This is a genomic window from Actinoplanes sp. NBRC 101535 (assembly GCF_030269225.1).
Classification (GTDB): domain Bacteria; phylum Actinomycetota; class Actinomycetes; order Mycobacteriales; family Micromonosporaceae; genus Actinoplanes; species Actinoplanes rectilineatus.
Genome location: NZ_BSSY01000003.1, coordinates 120,361 through 135,633 on the forward strand (window position 1 = coordinate 120,361; position 15,273 = coordinate 135,633).

16 protein-coding genes, 2 tRNA genes and 1 pseudogene are annotated in these 15,273 nt (G+C 69.3%); 6 read left to right on the forward strand and 13 right to left on the reverse strand.

The features are described from left to right. Positions 1-8 precede the first annotated feature (8 nt). Complete coding sequence (locus tag QSK32_RS09610; RefSeq protein WP_285471688.1) at positions 9-1,574, forward strand: FG-GAP-like repeat-containing protein; 1,566 nt, start codon at positions 9-11, stop codon at positions 1,572-1,574. Between the two features lie 133 nt (positions 1,575-1,707). On the opposite strand, the gene QSK32_RS09615 is transcribed toward QSK32_RS09610, so the two are convergent. From QSK32_RS09615 to QSK32_RS09630, 4 genes are all read right to left on the reverse strand, one after another. Beyond that, positions 1,708-1,953 (reverse strand): hypothetical protein, encoded by a 246-nt coding sequence (locus QSK32_RS09615; RefSeq protein ID WP_285471689.1) that lies wholly within the window; start codon positions 1,951-1,953, stop codon positions 1,708-1,710. A gap of 7 nt (positions 1,954-1,960) precedes the next feature. After that, on the reverse strand, positions 1,961-2,296 hold the full coding sequence (locus tag QSK32_RS09620; RefSeq protein ID WP_285471690.1) for a hypothetical protein: 336 nt from the start codon (positions 2,294-2,296) through the stop codon (positions 1,961-1,963). A gap of 476 nt (positions 2,297-2,772) precedes the next feature. Continuing rightward, positions 2,773-3,162 (reverse strand): TIGR03618 family F420-dependent PPOX class oxidoreductase, encoded by a 390-nt coding sequence (locus QSK32_RS09625; protein WP_045743332.1) that lies wholly within the window; start codon positions 3,160-3,162, stop codon positions 2,773-2,775. A gap of 13 nt (positions 3,163-3,175) precedes the next feature. After that, the gene (locus tag QSK32_RS09630; RefSeq protein ID WP_285471691.1) at positions 3,176-3,808 is read right to left on the reverse strand and encodes a TetR/AcrR family transcriptional regulator; all 633 of its coding nucleotides are present in this window, start codon (positions 3,806-3,808) and stop codon (positions 3,176-3,178) included. Positions 3,809-3,911: 103 nt separating this feature from the next. On the opposite strand from QSK32_RS09630, the gene QSK32_RS09635 reads away from it, so the two are divergent. Then, positions 3,912-5,084, forward strand: coding sequence for an epoxide hydrolase family protein (locus QSK32_RS09635; RefSeq protein WP_285471692.1), 1,173 nt, complete (start codon positions 3,912-3,914; stop codon positions 5,082-5,084). Between the two features lie 373 nt (positions 5,085-5,457). On the opposite strand, the gene QSK32_RS09640 is transcribed toward QSK32_RS09635, so the two are convergent. From QSK32_RS09640 to QSK32_RS09650, 3 genes are read right to left on the reverse strand one after another with little or no spacing between them, the layout of a single operon-like run. Beyond that, a complete protein-coding gene (locus QSK32_RS09640) occupies positions 5,458-5,880 on the reverse strand; it encodes a PIN domain-containing protein (protein ID WP_245674007.1) in 423 nt (140 codons plus the stop codon). A 9-nt stretch (positions 5,881-5,889) separates the two neighbouring features. Beyond that, on the reverse strand, positions 5,890-6,360 hold the full coding sequence (locus QSK32_RS09645; protein WP_229071596.1) for a helix-turn-helix domain-containing protein: 471 nt from the start codon (positions 6,358-6,360) through the stop codon (positions 5,890-5,892). A gap of 38 nt (positions 6,361-6,398) precedes the next feature. After that, positions 6,399-6,644 carry a hypothetical protein gene (locus QSK32_RS09650; RefSeq protein WP_285471908.1) on the reverse strand — a complete coding sequence of 82 codons (246 nt, stop codon included), beginning with the start codon at positions 6,642-6,644 and terminating at the stop codon, positions 6,399-6,401. On the opposite strand from QSK32_RS09650, the gene QSK32_RS09655 reads away from it, so the two are divergent. After that, positions 6,594-7,169, forward strand: a complete 576-nt coding sequence (locus tag QSK32_RS09655) for a phosphotransferase family protein (protein ID WP_285471903.1) — start codon at positions 6,594-6,596, stop codon at positions 7,167-7,169. The two genes, QSK32_RS09650 and QSK32_RS09655, sit on opposite strands and share 51 nt — an antisense overlap. A 28-nt stretch (positions 7,170-7,197) precedes the next feature. On the opposite strand, the gene QSK32_RS09660 is transcribed toward QSK32_RS09655, so the two are convergent. After that, on the reverse strand, positions 7,198-7,689 hold the full coding sequence (locus QSK32_RS09660; protein ID WP_045743426.1) for a DUF6933 domain-containing protein: 492 nt from the start codon (positions 7,687-7,689) through the stop codon (positions 7,198-7,200). Between QSK32_RS09660 and QSK32_RS09665 the strand changes: the two are divergent. Beyond that, positions 7,634-7,837, forward strand: a pseudogene (locus QSK32_RS09665) (recombinase zinc ribbon domain-containing protein); the annotation flags it as partial. The gene QSK32_RS09660 and the pseudogene QSK32_RS09665 overlap by 56 nt on opposite strands. Here the strand turns inward: QSK32_RS09665 and QSK32_RS09670 are convergent. The 4 genes from QSK32_RS09670 to QSK32_RS09685 form a co-directional block, all read right to left on the reverse strand. After that, the gene (locus tag QSK32_RS09670; RefSeq protein ID WP_285471693.1) at positions 7,775-8,233 is read right to left on the reverse strand and encodes a hypothetical protein; all 459 of its coding nucleotides are present in this window, start codon (positions 8,231-8,233) and stop codon (positions 7,775-7,777) included. The pseudogene QSK32_RS09665 and the gene QSK32_RS09670 sit on opposite strands and share 63 nt — an antisense overlap. A gap of 161 nt (positions 8,234-8,394) precedes the next feature. Next, positions 8,395-8,471 (reverse strand) — tRNA-Ile (locus tag QSK32_RS09675). 121 nt (positions 8,472-8,592) lie between these two features. Further along, the gene (locus QSK32_RS09680; RefSeq protein WP_045747631.1) at positions 8,593-9,852 is read right to left on the reverse strand and encodes an FAD-dependent oxidoreductase; all 1,260 of its coding nucleotides are present in this window, start codon (positions 9,850-9,852) and stop codon (positions 8,593-8,595) included. Positions 9,853-10,279: 427 nt separating this feature from the next. Continuing rightward, positions 10,280-10,352 (reverse strand) — tRNA-Asn (locus QSK32_RS09685). A gap of 250 nt (positions 10,353-10,602) precedes the next feature. Here QSK32_RS09685 and QSK32_RS09690 point away from each other — a divergent pair. Together QSK32_RS09690 and QSK32_RS09695 are read left to right on the forward strand one after the other, a co-directional pair. Next, entirely contained in the window at positions 10,603-11,016 is a 414-nt protein-coding gene (locus tag QSK32_RS09690) for a hypothetical protein (RefSeq protein ID WP_045747630.1), read from the forward strand. A gap of 372 nt (positions 11,017-11,388) precedes the next feature. Beyond that, a complete protein-coding gene (locus tag QSK32_RS09695; protein ID WP_285471694.1) occupies positions 11,389-13,656 on the forward strand; it encodes a hypothetical protein in 2,268 nt (755 codons plus the stop codon). On the opposite strand, the gene QSK32_RS09700 is transcribed toward QSK32_RS09695, so the two are convergent. After that, a partial coding sequence (locus QSK32_RS09700; RefSeq protein ID WP_285471695.1) for a hypothetical protein occupies positions 13,639-15,273 on the reverse strand: 1,635 nt, incomplete at its 5' end. The two genes, QSK32_RS09695 and QSK32_RS09700, sit on opposite strands and share 18 nt — an antisense overlap.

Sequence of the window (15,273 nt, forward strand, 5' to 3'; positions counted from 1 at the left end):
GGAGATGCATGAGACCGCTTTCTCTTCTCGCCGCCCTGCTCGCCGCGGCGGTCCTGCTGCCCGCGGCGCCGGCCCAGGCCGCGGACACGGCAGCCGCGCCCCTGCGGGTGATGCCGCTGGGTGACTCGATCACCCGGGGTACCGGCAGCGATCCGATCTACGGCTACCGGAACCGCCTGTGGAACCTGGTGAGCCAGCAGGACCAGTACACGATCGACTACGTCGGATCCGTGACCAGCGACGCCGCGATGGCCGACATGGATCACGAAGGACACCGCGGCTGGACCACCGTCCAGCTGCGCGCCGAGATCGACGCTTGGATGGACGCCCAGCAGCCGGACGTCGTACTGCTGCATGCCGGCATCAACGACCTGAACCGGGAGGGCGTCTCCGGGGAGACCGCGGTGAACCGGCTGGACGATCTGGTGAATCGGATCATCTTCAACCGGCCGAGCGTCACCATCGTGCTGAGCGGTCTGATCCCGGTGAGCACCGGCCTGCAGGACAAGGTCGCCGTGGTCAACGCCGGGGCGCGGACCATCGCTGCGAAGGAGGTGGCCGAGGGCAACAAGGTCCGGTACGTGGACATGCCGCTCACCGCTTCGCAGATGGCCGACGACCTACACCCCAACAACAGTGGGTACGTCACGATGGCCGACGCGTACTTCGGCGCCCTGTCGAAGGTGGTCGCGGACGGCTGGGCGCGCGGGCCGTACGACAGCTTCAACGGTGACGCCCGGGCTGACCTGGTGGTGCACACCGGCACCGACCTGACGGTTCGCAAGGGGGTGTCGACCGGAGGTTTCGACGCCGGTAGCAGCGTGTCCTCCGGTTGGGGCCGGTACCACGGCCTCGACGTGACCGACGGTCTCGGCCGGCTCCACTACGCCGATTTCGACGGTGACAGCCGCACCGACCTGATCGTGCACGACGGTTCGGACATCTACGTACGTCTCAACACCGGCACCGGTTTCGACGGCGGGCGGCTCGTGTCGTCGGGGTGGGGCCGGTACCACGGTCTGCAGGTCAGCAATGGTCTGGGCCGGTTGTATTTCGCCGACTACGACGGTGACGGTCGCGACGACCTGATCGTGCACGACGGCTCCGACGTCACCGTGCGTCTCAACACGGGCGCCGGTGGTTTCGACAGTGGACGCCTCGTGACCACCGGGTATGGCCGGTACCACGGTCTGCAGGTCAGCAACGGTCTGGGCCGACTGTACTTTGCCGACTACAACGGTGACGGTCGCGACGACCTGATCGTGCATGACGGGACCGACGTCACCGTGCGTCTCAACACGGGCACTGGCGGTTTCGACAGTGGACGCCTCGTGACCACCGGGTATGGCCGGTACCACGGTCTGCAGGTCAGCAACGGTCTGGGCCGGTTGTATTTCGCCGATTACAACGGTGACGGCCGCGACGACCTGGTCATCCACGACGGGACCAACGTGGACGTACGCCTGACCAAGGCCGGCGGCGGTTTTGAGGCCGTCCGGACCGTGACCACCGGTTACGGCCGCTACCACGGCTTGCAGCTCACCGACGGTCTCGGCCGCTTGTACTTCGCCTGACCGGGCGACTGAGCAGCCCAAGCAGCAGACCCGGTCGGTGAACATCCAGCATGAAACCGACCGGGTCGAGCCCTGCGTCAGTCCGGAGTTTGCCGGAACTGGTGGGTCTGTCTCCGCGAGCCCGACAGCAGAATCAGTCGAGCCGGGCCCGGTCGAAACGGTCGATCAGGCTCGGCTTGCGGGCATGACGCTCCCGCAGCCGGGCCATCTGCTCCGCGAAAGTGAAGACACCCGCGCAGGATAGAGAACCGCCTCCGGTCGCTTCGCCAGCAGCCGTCGACAGCCAATCACACGGTGCCGAACTCGTACCGACGTCCAGCGACTGACCCGACCCGTCGCGGTGAGCGTTCGTGCCGACCCAGCCGTTGTCGGCCGGCATCGCGACCTCAGGTCGCAGGTGACCGCGGCCGCTCGGCACCATCAGGTCCGGTGGCACGCACCGCCCGGAAACCCGAATCGTCACCGTTGTGGAAGAAGATCCGCCCTTCAAGGGCGCCGTCATCAGCGACCGCGGCCCAGCCCCGTCCGCTGACCTCGTCACCCTCGTCGCTGCCCTCCCAAGTGAACTCGACACCAGCCCGGCCTGACGGCGTCGCCGCCCGACAGTCCATCCATCCGTCGACGGCGATGAACTGAATCCGTCCATGGAGATCCGAGCCGAACTCGATGAAGGCCGGCCCCACCAGATCGAAGGCGTCGGCGTCCCACAGTTCCATCTCCACGATCCGCCACCAGCCGACGAAACCCATGGGCGCACCGGCAACCGGATGCTTCGCCATCACCGGTCGCCGTTCGGGAAGCCGATCCGGAGACTCACCGCGTACCGATCGCAAGGAACCTACTCATCGACCACACCTCACTTGCGACGCCCGGCGGGAGGGCGCCGCGCTGAGCCGTTCTCGTGCGCCGCCTTCAGTGAACGTTACGCAACCCACTACCGCTGGGTACACGCTGGTTCCCGAACCCGAACGGCCGCTTCAGCCTGCTCGACCAGGTCGGGCATGGCCGACGTCACGGGCCGTGGGTACAGAATCTCGATCTCGGCACCCCGGCGACGACCGGCGTCTTCCATATCCGTGATCTCCCACCGGGGTCCGGCGGTCACGTTCGACGCCTCGCACCTTCAGCGGTCAGCGCCGGGGAGGAGCGCACCGGCTTCGATACAGACATCGAAACCGGTGCGTCACCCGGTCGGGGGTCAGGGTTTGTGGACTTTGTCGACCTTGATGGTGAGCAGGACGCGCTGCTGAGGGCCGCCGCCGAAGCCCGGGTACGGGCGGCCGATGTACTTCTGGGACAGCTCGTCGATGTTCTCCCGGGCGCCCTCGGTCGTGGCGTTCACGACGCTGCCGCGTAGAGCCCAGGACCGTGACGGCGCGGCCGGGTCGGCGATCCCGATGGCGATGCGCGGGTCGCGCGCGATGTTGCGGGTCTTCTGATGGGTGTCGACCGTGTTGATGAGCACGTGCTCGCCGTCGGTGGTGGCCCAGGTCTGGGAGATCTGCGGTGACCCGTCGGGCATGAGTGTGGTCACGAAGCAGATTGCCTTGGCGTTGAGGACCTCGAGCAGGTCGTCGGGCAGAGCCATGATGGGCGGACCTTCAATTCTTCGGATCGTTGTAAAGGTGATCGATGATCACTTCGTCCGGCGGGTCACCGGAGAGATCGGCATGGCGCAGGCCCGCGAGGGCGATCCGGAGCGCACGCCGCCACATCTGTGGGGCGGAGGCGCGGGAGGCGTCCATGACTCCACCCACCATCACGTGCGCAGCGGCGAAGTCGGCGGGGGTCGCTCCGGCCGGCAGTTGACCCGTGCGGACTGCGCGAGCGATCAGGCCGGCCACGAGCGGGGTCATCCGCTCGTGCGCGCGCCGCACCAGGGCGGTGGCCTGGTTCCGGCTGCGCAACAGCTCTCCGAGACCCCTGCTCTTCGCCTCGATCTCGAGTTGCCGCTCGAGGAACCAGGTGAGCCCAGCCCATGCGTCGTCGTACCGTGCGGCCTGCTCAGCCAACTCGATCACCGTATCGATGTGCTCGCTGAACAGGGCGTCCAGTAGGTCCTGCCGTTGCGGGAAGCGCCGGTAGACGGTGCCCATCCCGGTGCCGGCGGCCCGGGCGATGTCCTCGTAGGAAACGTCCAGACCGGCAGAAGCCATCAGGTCGTACGCCGTGCGCAGCAGCAGCTGACGGTTGCGTTCGGCATCGCGACGCAGGGGAGGGTCTGATGCGGCCATGTACCAGACCCTATATAACTGGAAGAACTTTTCCAAGTTGAATTTTTCTTCCAGTTATTGCCTACTATGACGACCCCGACCACCGGACAGCTGGGAACACCTGATGACAGCCCGCCACACGAACCTCGTGGAGCCGTACCCGATCATGGTTCCCGAGGATGAACTGCAAGACCTGCTGCACCGCCTCGCCGCCACCCGGTGGCCGGACCGCGAAACCGTCCCGGACGCCGGCCAAGGCCCCCAGTCGGAGCGCATCCGCGCCCTCTGTGACCACTGGGCCACCGGCTACGACTGGAGACGCGCCGAGCGGGACATCAACAGCTTCGGCTCATCCCGTACGGTGCTCGACGGGATCGCCGTCCACTTCCTGCACGTGCGGTCGGCTGAACCCGGGGCGGTACCGCTGCTGCTGTGCCACGGCTGGCCCGGCTCGATCCTGGAGTTCCGGCACCTGATCGGGCCGCTGACCGATCCGGTCGCCCACGGCGGCAACGCCGAGGACGCCTTCCACCTCGTGATCCCCTCCATGCCGGGCTTCGGGTTCTCCGGCAAACCCACCACGACAGGCTGGAACATCTCGCGAGTCGCCGACGCGTGGATCACCCTCATGCAGCGGCTGGGCTACGACGACTGGTTCGCCCAGGGCGGAGACTGGGGCGCAGCCGTCGTCGAGCAGATCACCCGCACGGCGCCGGAGAGGTGCCGGGGAGCGCATTTCAACCTCCCGCTGGTGTTCCCCACCCCGCAGGAGATGAGCGAGGCGACGGGAGAGGAACAACAGATGATGGCGCGCGCTCAGCGCTACCAGACCGAACTCGACGGGTACGCCCGCGAGCAGGCGACCCGGCCCCAGACGGTCGGCTACTCCCTCGCGGACTCACCGGCCGGACTCGCCGCCTGGATCTACACGCTCTTCCAAGACGTGACCGACAACGACGGCAACCCGGAGGACGTCATCGACCGCGACGAGATCCTCGACGACATCATGCTCTACTGGCTGCCCAATGCCGCCGCATCCTCCGCCCGGTTGTACTGGGAGGAGAGGCAGAGCAGCGCCAGGCACGCCGGATCCTGGGCACCCAACCCCGTTCCCGCGGGGTTCAGCATCTTTCCCGGCGAGGCCGTCCAGGCATCCCGGCGCTGGATCGAGCGACGCTACGAGACGGTGCTGCACTATGCCCGACTCGAACGCGGCGGACACTTCGCCGCCCTCGAGCAGCCTGGCGTCCTCGCCGACCAGATCCGGACAACCTTCCGGTCGATACGATCGTCCTGACCGGCCTGTGGAACCGCTCTGCATCACCCGAGCGGAAGGCGGCCCCCAGCCATGATCAGTCATCGCGCCGACCTGGCGGCGGTCCTATAGCAGTGCATTCACCGGGTCGGGTAGCGCTGGAGACGCGGGCGTCGTCACCGACGATCACGACCGTGCGGCCGGTCTCATGGACGGCGAAAAGCATGTCTTCGGCGCCGGCGAGGGGCGCTCCCGGCGACAGCGGTGATCTCCGCATTGCGGAACGCGACGGTCACCTCACAAATGAAGCGGTCGATCTCCAGCATGCGGACCCTGCCCCAGGCGTACTCGCCAGCGGTTCGTCTGGAGCGACCACCGTGACGTGAGGTCTGTGGGCGACGGAGCACGTCCATGGTCAAGCCGGGGTGAGATCGAGTTGGTCGAGGAGGAAATCGTCGGGGTGGATGGCCGCGATGTCGTAGGGCTTGAGGGCCGGCTCGGGGAAGTCGCTGAGGTTGAAGGTAACGATGACTTCGGCATTGGCGCGTACGGCGGCAGCCAGAATGTGCCGGTCCTTCGGATGGTTCGGCATACCGTCGACAAGTGACTCATAGCCAGCGACCAGGGCGTCGGGGAATGACCGGCTCATCTGGCCGAGCCGCCGATCGACCCGATCCGGTGGTAGCCCACGCTTGGTGAGGTTGCGACGTAGTTCGGCGAAGACGTCGGCCGACCAGAGTGGCCGGTATGCGGAGGCTTCGGCGAGGCGAAGCAGGGTGTCGCACAGGTATGCCGGGTAGAGCACGCAGGTGTCAAGGAACGCGGGAAACGCCACCATGACCGGCTGTCACCTCGACGGCGGGGAGTCGAGGGTGATCTCGTACAGGTCGTCGTCCTCGGCGTCGGCTGCCATCTGGTCCAGGGCTCGGCGGCGTTCGGTGCGGGTGCGTTCGGAGTAGTCGAGGATGTCACGCAGCAGAACTCGCCGATGCCGGCCGCGCAGGCTGTGCGGAATCTCGCCGTCGGTCAGCAGGCGGACCAGCGTAGGTCGTGAGATGTTGAGCAGGTCAGCGGCCTCTTGGGTGGTCAGCATCGTGTTATGCGGGGCGATCGAAATGGCCATCCCCTGCGACAGGGCACCGACGACGTCACGTAGCAGTTCATAGAGTTCGGCGGGGATGTCGAGCTGCGAACCGTCCGGGCCCACCAGCTTCGCTCGGGCGGGGGCCTCGGCGGCGGCCATACCGCGCGCGAAGCGCACCAGGTCGGCGGGGTTTTCAGGTGGCAGAACGGTTCGTTCACGCAGGGTGCTCGACATGAAGCGAGCATACCGCTATTCGAAAAATCCGAAAGCCGCTACGGCTTGGTGAAGCCCAGCGCGCGATAGCCGGGCATTCGGCGTTGCAGCGAGACAGCCAGGATCGGCGTCGCCGGGTCGTGGTAGTCGTGCACCTCCGCGACGTCCTTTCCGGGCGCCGCTCGGATGACCCGGCCGGCGCACTGGACCAGAAGGCCGTCGAAGGAGATCGGCCCCGCCTCGACGCCTCCGCCGTGCGGCCGATCACCACCGCGGAACTCGGTCTCCTGCTTCGCAGCCTGCACGCCCTGCCCCTGCCGCCGGCAGGCGTGCCGACCGCTCTCGATCCGGTCGCGGGAGTACGCCGTTCGGTCGATGCCTCCGCGATCCTTGGCGACGACGATCGTGAACTGTTGGTTCGTCGCCTCGAGGATCTCGCGCCGGTCTGGGAGACGGCTATGCCGTTCGGTAGTGGCCTGATCCAGTCCGACCCGCAGGTCCGTAACGCGCTGCGGCGCGATGACGGCACTCCCGTGCTGGCCGACTGGGACAGCGCTTCCACCGGACCTCGCATGTGGGACATCGCCACGGTGGCGGTGCACTGCCGCCGGTTCGGCAGCCACGACTTCGGCGACTTCGTCACCGCGTACGGACGCGACCCTCGCGATGGGGACCACTTCGAGGACCTCTGCCTGCTCCGTGAGCTCCAGATGATCGCCACCAACGCCCGCAAGTCAGCGCCCGGCAGCCCCGCCGCGACCGAGGTTCACCACCGTATTGCTGGTCTCCGCGAAGACCTACAGGAACTGACCGCCTGGAGCATTCTGTAGGGGCCCGCTCCGTGGTCCAGCGAAGGACTCAACCCGGACGTGTCATGGCAGCGAGTTCGCGGTCCGGGCTGACGTTGCGGCTGTACAACGGGCGGAAGGGCGTTCTCGACAGGCGCAGCGACAGATCGAGGTGACTCGGCTCGTCGCCGTGATTGCGATGGGCTTTGGCGAGGCTGACGTAGTCGTTCATGACGCCGACGATGCTCCGGCTGGCGGTCGTGGCGAGGCGGCGGTCGTCCATCTGCCGTACCTCGTTCTCGATAAAGCTGATCGGTACTCCGTGCGCGTCCAGAACCGTAGCGACTGCCGTAGCAATTCTGGTCGGCCAGCCGGCGGCGGGCGTCAGCGGTGTCAGGATCGGCAGAAGCGTTGTCTCGCTGACGAGCAGAGCCACTCGTGGCCGCCACGGCAGCACCGTGGCGTACCACGGGCCAAGCTCAGTCGTGTCCTCGTAGGCCGGCTCGATGTCTGGCGGGCCTACGAGATCGAGCAGTTTCCTAGTCGCTCGCACGATAAGCACCCTGCCATCCTGCCCCACGCAGTGCATCGACCACCTCACCGGCCTGATCACCTGCCCACGCTGCAAGAACAAGTACATCGGCACCTCAGCGAAAGGCCGCACCCGCAGCTACCACTACTACACCTGCTACTCCCGCAGCCGATACGGCGCCCACGGCTGCACCAGTCCCCGCCTCGACGCCCCCGCCATGGACGAAGCCGTCCTCCAAGCCCGGCACGACTTCTACCGCGACGCCGACACCCTCATCGCCACCGCGATCAACCAGGCGCGAGCCCACCACCGCGACACCAACGCCGACCGGCACGCCGAACTCGACGCCATCGAAGCCGCCATCACCGCCAAGACCACGGCACGCGACAAATACCGGACCGCGTTCGAGAACGGCACCATGGACGAGGAAGACACCGGCCCGCGCCTCCGCGAACTCCGCACCGAGATCGAAGCCCTCAAGGTCCGTCCTGACGAGATCACCGACCTGATCAGCGACGAACCCGTCGCACCGTCGCCCAGCACCCTCGCGAAGACCCGAGCCCGCCTCGAACATGTGATCACCAACGGCGAGTCAGCCGAGCGCAAGGCCATCATCGAAGAACTGATCGCCGAGATCCGCATCATCGGCGAGGAGATCATCCCGGTATTCCGGCTGCCCCGCTACGTCCACCGGCGACGGCAACGAACCGGATCCGGTTCGCGCAATGCCAAACCTGGTGGGGCGGGCGGGACTCGAACCCGCGACCGAGGGATTATGAGTCCCCTGCTCTAACCCACTGAGCTACCGCCCCGTACCGGCGGCGATACTATCCCGTGCCCCGCACCGTGAGCTAGCGATCTATCGCCGCACCAGGCATTTCGCCTGGCGTGAAGCGCGGGGACGTCCTGTGGGCCGCCGCGCGCCACGTGACTCTATGTGCCTGCCCGCACCCCGAAGGATGCCAGGACGGTGCCCGCCGTTCGCCAGCCGCCGGCCAGTGCGCCCTGCACGGATGGGCTGTCGCGGTGGTCGCCGGCCACGAAGATTCCTCCTCCCAGCGTTACTGACCTGCGCAAACGTCCCATCGGCGGGCGGGCTGCGGGGAGCGCCTCCGGGAGGGTGACGACTTCCAGCAGATCCCAGTCGTCGGTGGGTACGCCGTAGATCCGCGCCAGTTCGACGCGGAGCACCGTTTCGGAGGCTGAGGAGACCGCTGAGGCGCCGGCCACTGTCGCGGCGATGAGACTTTTGCCACCTGGCGCGTACTCCGGAGCCGCATTGCTCATCACCACGGTATTTGCCACGATTTCGCGCCGGTCGCCGTCGAGCATGACGATCGGTTCGTCGATGGGGGCGTGGCCGGCGCCGAAGTAGAAGGTGGTCAGCCCGTGCATGTCGGGCCGTGGTAGGGCGGGCAGCAGGCCGGCTGTGGTGGACGGGTCGGTGGCGACGATGACGGCGCGGCAGCGGAGCTCACCGGCTTCGGTGACGACCAGGCCGGGGGTTACCGACACGGCGCGGGCGCCGATCAGCAGCTGCGGGTAGGGCAGTGGGCCGGCGAGCGCGGCGGGCAGCGCGGCCATGCCGGTGGCCGGCACGCCGAGGCGGCCGCGGGTGAAGGAGCGCAGCACCATCGCGGTGACGTGGCTGGAGGTTTCCAGGGATCGGTCGCCGAAGACGCCGGACAGGAACGGCCGCAGCACCTCTTCGATGATCCGGTGCGAGAGGCCCGCGCGGCGCAGCATCTCCTGGGTGCTGGTCTCCGGCTCGTCGAGGAGCCGGGCGGCGGGCAGGGTGGCGCATCTGGTGGCGAGGGCCGCGAACTTGAGCCGGTCGCTGAGGGTGCCGACGCCGGAGGTCAGGGTCTGTGCGGCGGTGAGCGGTGAGCGGAGCGGGTTCTCCAGGCGGTGCAGGCCGCCGGCCCGGCGGACCATGACGCCGGGCGTGAAGTAGCGCATGTCCAGCGCGGCGATGTCGACCAGGGCCTGCAGCCGCGGATAGGCCGTGTTGATCACCTGGAAGCCGCGGTCGAGGTGCCAGCCGTCGACGATCTCGGTGCCGACCCGCCCACCGAGCCGGTCGGCGGCCTCGATGAGCAGCCACTCGACGCCGGCGCGGTCGAGACGGCGGGCGGCGGCCAGCCCGGCCATTCCGCCGCCGACGATGACCACGTCCACTTCCGGCTGCGACATACCCACCTCACTGGCTGCATTCGACGCGAGGATCAGCCTAACCGGGCAAACAACACCAAGAAGACAAAAGATCAAAACCATGTGAGGGTACGCGCTACCCGCTCTCCGGTTGCCCAGGATCACCGGCACCACCACCCTGATCCACAGAATCTCTCACTCCGGCCGGGCAGTCGCATCTCGGACACTGTTCCGCGGATAGGGGACCGGGGTCCGAGAGGCTCGAGTGCCAACGGCCGTGGCGGCTGCGATGTGTCGTGCACGGAGGCCGCGCGCCGGCGACCGGTCGCGATGTGGCGCCGTGCGACGTGCTGAACGCCGGCCCGCCGGGGAAGACACATGGGGCCGGCCCGTTCGCGGGTCGGATGCGGGACCGCGCGGCCGCGTACACGAAAAAGTCCCAGACCAACGGTCTGGGACTGATCGGAGGCTCCCCGAATTGGACTCGAACCAATAACCTGCCGGTTAACAGCCGGCTGCTCTGCCAATTGAGCTATCGGGGACTGCTTGTACTGCCTTGTATCTTCACTGCCGTTCTTGTCTCTCGGGGCTTGCCCTTGCGACGTGGAACAGACTACATGACCATCCGGCCCTCGCGAAAACGGGATACCCCCTCCCGGGTTCGGTGCGGATGAGAAGCAAGGAAACCAGGAGCAACGGGAGTATCGGCGCGACAGGATGGGTATGCACCCCAGCAGACGCACCGGCGTCACGCTGACGCAAGCGCGTCACGAAACGGAAGGAGCCGCCATCATGCGCGGAAAGCTGATGTTCCTCACCGGTCTCGCGGCGGGCTTCGTCCTGGGCAGCCGTGCCGGCCGGGAGAAGTACGAGGAGATCCGGGCCAACGCCCAGAAGGTGTGGGAGCACCCGACGGTGCAGGAGGCCGCGGGTGTCGCCCAGGCTCAGGCCAACAAGCTGTACACCGAGGGCAAGGACAAGATCCAGTCGTCCAAGCTCGGTGAGAAGCTGAACACGACCGGCACGTCCACCTCGAGCACCACCACGGACGAGCTGCTGGCCCCGAGCGACTCGCTCGCCGGGTCGTCGAAGAGCACCACCAGCACCGGTGTCACCCCGAAGAGCACGACGACCACGGGTGTCACCCCGAAGAGCACCAGCACCACCACGACCAGCACCACCGGTGCCAACGGCACCACGTACTGACGCACCAGCTCACGGGCCGCTCCTCGACTTTCGGGGGGCGGCCCGAGCGCGTTCCCGCTCCGGGACGGACGGGACGGACGGGACGGAACCCGAGGACACCCAGGCGCTGTGCGCGAGACGCCGGTGACCGGCCACGACCACAGGCCGAGGGGATCCGCACCAGATCCGGGTCGCCGCGATGCCCGCCGGCTGGACACGTTTCGTGCTCAGTCTTCGTGTGGTGACAGTGAGGCGGCCGTAGTCACCACGCTCCACGGCGGGTGTGGTGATCTGGGGCGCTCAGCGCGGCCGTAGTCACCACGCCGGCCCGGCATGGCGGGTTCCCACTACGCTGACGAGTGTCGATTGTCGCTCGTGGACCGTGGGGGACTGATGTGGGAAACGCTGGTCGCCGCGATCATGACGGCGGTGCTCACCCAGGCCGGGGAGGACGCCGGCCGGGCGGCCTGGGGCACGGTGCGCGGGAAACTGCGGCGGCGGCTGGGCAAGCGGGCCGACCTGATCGACTCGGGGGATCCGGCGGCGCTCGAGCAGGCGGTGCGGGAGATCCTCGAGGCTGATCCGGACTTCGGCGCCCGGATCCAGGCGCTGCTGGGGATCGCCGCCCCGCTTCCGCTGACGGCGCCGGAGCCGGCACCGGTGACGGTGCGGCTGCTGCCCGCCGGGCCGTCCGACTTCGTCAACCAGGTCGGGGCGCTGGCGCTGCTCGACGAGATCCGCGGGGACCGGGCGGCGGGCGCCACACCGGTGGTGGTGATCCGGGGCACGCCCGGGTCGGGCAAGACCGCCCTGGCCCTGCGGTGGGGACACAAGCGCCAGGACTGGTTCGGTCATCAGCTGTACGCGGACGTCCGCGAACTGCGGGACCCGGTGCTCGGCGGCCCGGAGTCCCCGGACACCATCGTGACGGCGTTCCTGCTGGCCCTGGGCGTGCCGAGTGGACTGCTGCCGGACACGGCCGCCGGCCGGCTGGCGTTGTACCGGACGCGGACCGCGGACGAGCCGGTTCTGGTGCTGCTTCGCGGCGCCGCCCTGCCCGCCCAGATCAGCCCGCTGATTCCGACCGCGCCGGGCAGCGTGGTCCTGGTGAGCACCCATCATGACGTGAGGGGTCTGGCGATGGACGGCGCACACTTCATCGACGTCGAGCCGCTCGACGACGCGGCGGCCCGGGAACTTCTGGCCGCGGGCAGCGGACCGGGCCGGGTCGACGACGATCCGGCGGCGGTCACCCGCCTGGTCACGCTCTGCGGCCGGTTGCCGCTCGCCCTGCGGATCGTCGCCGGGCGGCTGCGGCTCGACAGTGGCCTCACCGTCGCGGACCTCGTCGAGGAGCTGGCCGGCGAGTCCTATCCGCTGGACGCCCTGGCGCTGCCCGGCGCCGACGGCAGCGCGGTCGACCCGCTGTTCACCAACGTCTACCGGCATCTCTCCGAGGACTCCCGGTCGCTCTACCGTGATCTCGGGGCAGCGCCGGTGGCGGAGGTCCCGGAGGCGCTGCTGGACCGGATCGGCTGGTCCGACCGCCGGGCCCGCCGGGCGGCGGTCGACCAGCTGCTCGGGTTGAAACTGCTGGAACGGCCGGCCCGCGACCGGTACGCGGTGCATCCGCTGATCCGGGCGCACGGGGCACGGCTGGCCACCGAGATCGATCCGGTGCGGGCCGAACGGGTGGTCGCCGGCACCCTGGACCACTTCTGCGAGTTCGCCGAGGCGGCCGACCGGGCGATCATGGGGGAGCGCCGACGGCTGATCGGCGGGCCGGTGCGCACGGACGGGCCGTTCACCGGTCCGGACCGGCGGGCACGGGCACTGCAGGCGCTGGAGGACAGCCGGGAGGACCTGCTCCGGGTGGCCCGGGTCGGGCCGGCGCTCGGCGCCGACGAGCAGGTGCTGCGTCTCGCCACGGCCGCCCAGGCGCTGTACTTCAACCATCCGCACCTCGCCGACCAGGTGGCCATGTCCGACCTGGCGATCAGCGCGGCCCGGCGGCTCGGACGGCCGGACATCGAGATCCAGATCCACTGCACGCTGGCCGGGGCGCACGGCACGGCTGGTGACCTGGACCGGGCCCGGGCCGAGGTGCGGTCCGCGTTCGCTCTGCTGCCGGCGGCGAACGACCGGAAACTCGCCGGAACCGTGTGGGAGTTCCACGCCCGGATCCTCGACCGGGTGGCACGGGCCGCCCCGGAAGCGGAACAGGCCGCCGCGCGGGCCGAGGCGGAAGCCGCGTTCCGCACCACGATCGACACTTTCCGTGAGGTCGGGCTGGAGCGCGGGGTGGCGCTCGGTCACTTCTACTACGGGCTGTTCCTGGACGCGGCGGGCCGGAGCGCCGACGCGGTGCACCAGCTGACGCAGGCCCGCGACGGGCTGGACGCGGCCGGCGACGACCGGAACGCGACCCGGGCCGACGCCGCGATCGGCGCCGCCCACCTGCGGCTCGGGCACCACCGGCAGGCCTACGACGAGCTGGCCGTGGCGGCGGCGTTCTTCGCGGTGGCCGAGCTGTGGCGTTACGAGCTCGACGTGCGGGAGGACCTGATCCGGGCGGCGGGCGCGCTGGGCGACCAGGCCGCGGTGGCGGAGCACAGCGCGCGGGCGGCGGAGATCCGGGCGCTGTCAGAACCCGGGAAGTGAGCGCACCGCGACGCGGGCCTCACCACGTGCCGTGCACAGGAGCCGGTCGCCGTCGGTGAGGCTCCGGTCGCGGGCGAGCGTGTGCAGGACGGCGGCGAGGGCGACCACATCACCCTCGCCGATGATCTCCACCCGGGTTCCGCCACGGACCGCCCCGACCGCGCCTTCCGGGGTCTTCGCGCAGGCCAGGGCACTTCCGGGGAACCGGTCCAGACAAGCCGACGCCCACTGCGCCGCCTCCGCCCGGCCGGTGACCGCGGACCGGGTCAGGATCTCGGCGCTCTGCAGCAGCCGCAGATCCCACTCGTCGTCGCCGGCCACCAGATGATCACTCCAGCCCTCGGCGGGCTTTGTCGCGTACCGCCGCACCGCCGCCGGGAACCGGGACACCTCGACACGATCGCCGAGCAGCCGGGTCCGCAGCAGAAAAGAACAGACATCGACCTTCTCGGGTACGGGCGGAGCCCAGCCGACCAGTGGCGCGGCCACGTCGGGCTCGGCGAGGTCGAGCAACTCGTAGAGGACCGCCCGCAACGGGCGTGCCGCGGGCGGGCCGGCGAAGGAGGCGTCCACCGCGGCGGCGTACCGGCCGGCCGTGTGCCCGGCGACGGCGGCGTCGACCTGCGGGGCGAGCGGGCGCCGCACGTCGAGTCGCTCCGCCGACCGGCTCAACACGGTCATCGGGGTGCCCGGGACGACCTCGCCGGCCAGCGGCGCCAGCAGCAGCGGCACGTCGGCGCCGGCCGCGAGCAGACTCATCGACGAATGGTCACCGACGACGACATCGGCGGCGGCGAGCATCGCCTGCCAGCCCGCGTCCGGCGGCACCATGAGCAGGCCGGCGTCCCGGGCCGCCGCCAGCCACAGTCGCAGTTGGAGGGCGCCGTGACCGGCGGTGACGTTCGGATGCAGGACGGTGGCCACCCGGGCGGTGTCGGCGTCGACCTCGGCCAGCAGACGGGCCGGCAGCTCCGGCCACCGCCCGATCAGGGACTGCCGTCCCCAGGTGGAGGCCACCACGATCAGCCGCCGGTCGCCGAGACCCAGCGCGGACCGGTAACGGTGCCGCAGGAGACGGCTCGCCCGGATCCGCTCCAGCATCGGGTCGGCGATCAGGACGGTGTCCGCGGCGGCAGCCGGATCGTGCTCGGCGAGCTGGGCGGTCTGCTGCGGATGCGTGACCGCGATGAGGACACGACGGCCGTGCCGGTCGGCGGGGCGGACCGTGCCGGACAGGCGTCGGCCGTCCCCCCGCGAATTCGGCAGATCCTTGTGGAAGCCGACACCGTGCTGCAACACCAGGACCGGGGCGTCGACGGTGCCGAGTTCGGTGTTCTCGCTGGCGGTCAGCGCGGCGTCGAACCGGAGACCGGGCAGCTGCCGCCACGGGACGACCCGGGCGCCGGCCCGCCGCAGCATCTCGGGGACGCCGTCGCTGAACGGGGAGGTGTCGTTGACGGCGAAGACGACCTGCACCCGGGGGTCGTCACGCAGCAGCTGGACGGCGTCGAGGACCCGGCCGGTGGAGGTGACGGTCCGGGCGACGGCGAGCAGGGTCCGCTGCGCCGCAAGGGTGACCCACCGCTGGGAGCCGGGACCGACCGGCACGCTGATCAC

Bases quoted from the DNA above. Each gene is read 5' to 3' on its own strand.
- QSK32_RS09680 (WP_045747631.1), bottom strand. From the start codon at position 9,852: ATGTCGCAGCCGGAAGTGGACGTGGTCATCGTCGGCGGCGGAATGGCC.
- QSK32_RS09635 (WP_285471692.1), top strand. From the start codon at position 3,912: ATGACAGCCCGCCACACGAACCTCGTGGAGCCGTACCCGATCATGGTT.
- QSK32_RS09670 (WP_285471693.1), bottom strand. From the start codon at position 8,233: ATGTTCGAGGCGGGCTCGGGTCTTCGCGAGGGTGCTGGGCGACGGTGC.
- QSK32_RS09645 (WP_229071596.1), bottom strand. From the start codon at position 6,360: ATGTCGAGCACCCTGCGTGAACGAACCGTTCTGCCACCTGAAAACCCC.
- QSK32_RS09690 (WP_045747630.1), top strand. From the start codon at position 10,603: ATGCGCGGAAAGCTGATGTTCCTCACCGGTCTCGCGGCGGGCTTCGTC.
- QSK32_RS09630 (WP_285471691.1), bottom strand. From the start codon at position 3,808: ATGGCCGCATCAGACCCTCCCCTGCGTCGCGATGCCGAACGCAACCGT.
- QSK32_RS09640 (WP_245674007.1), bottom strand. From the start codon at position 5,880: ATGGTGGCGTTTCCCGCGTTCCTTGACACCTGCGTGCTCTACCCGGCA.
- QSK32_RS09615 (WP_285471689.1), bottom strand. From the start codon at position 1,953: ATGCCGGCCGACAACGGCTGGGTCGGCACGAACGCTCACCGCGACGGG.
- QSK32_RS09610 (WP_285471688.1), top strand. From the start codon at position 9: ATGAGACCGCTTTCTCTTCTCGCCGCCCTGCTCGCCGCGGCGGTCCTG.
- QSK32_RS09695 (WP_285471694.1), top strand. From the start codon at position 11,389: ATGTGGGAAACGCTGGTCGCCGCGATCATGACGGCGGTGCTCACCCAG.
- QSK32_RS09625 (WP_045743332.1), bottom strand. From the start codon at position 3,162: ATGGCTCTGCCCGACGACCTGCTCGAGGTCCTCAACGCCAAGGCAATC.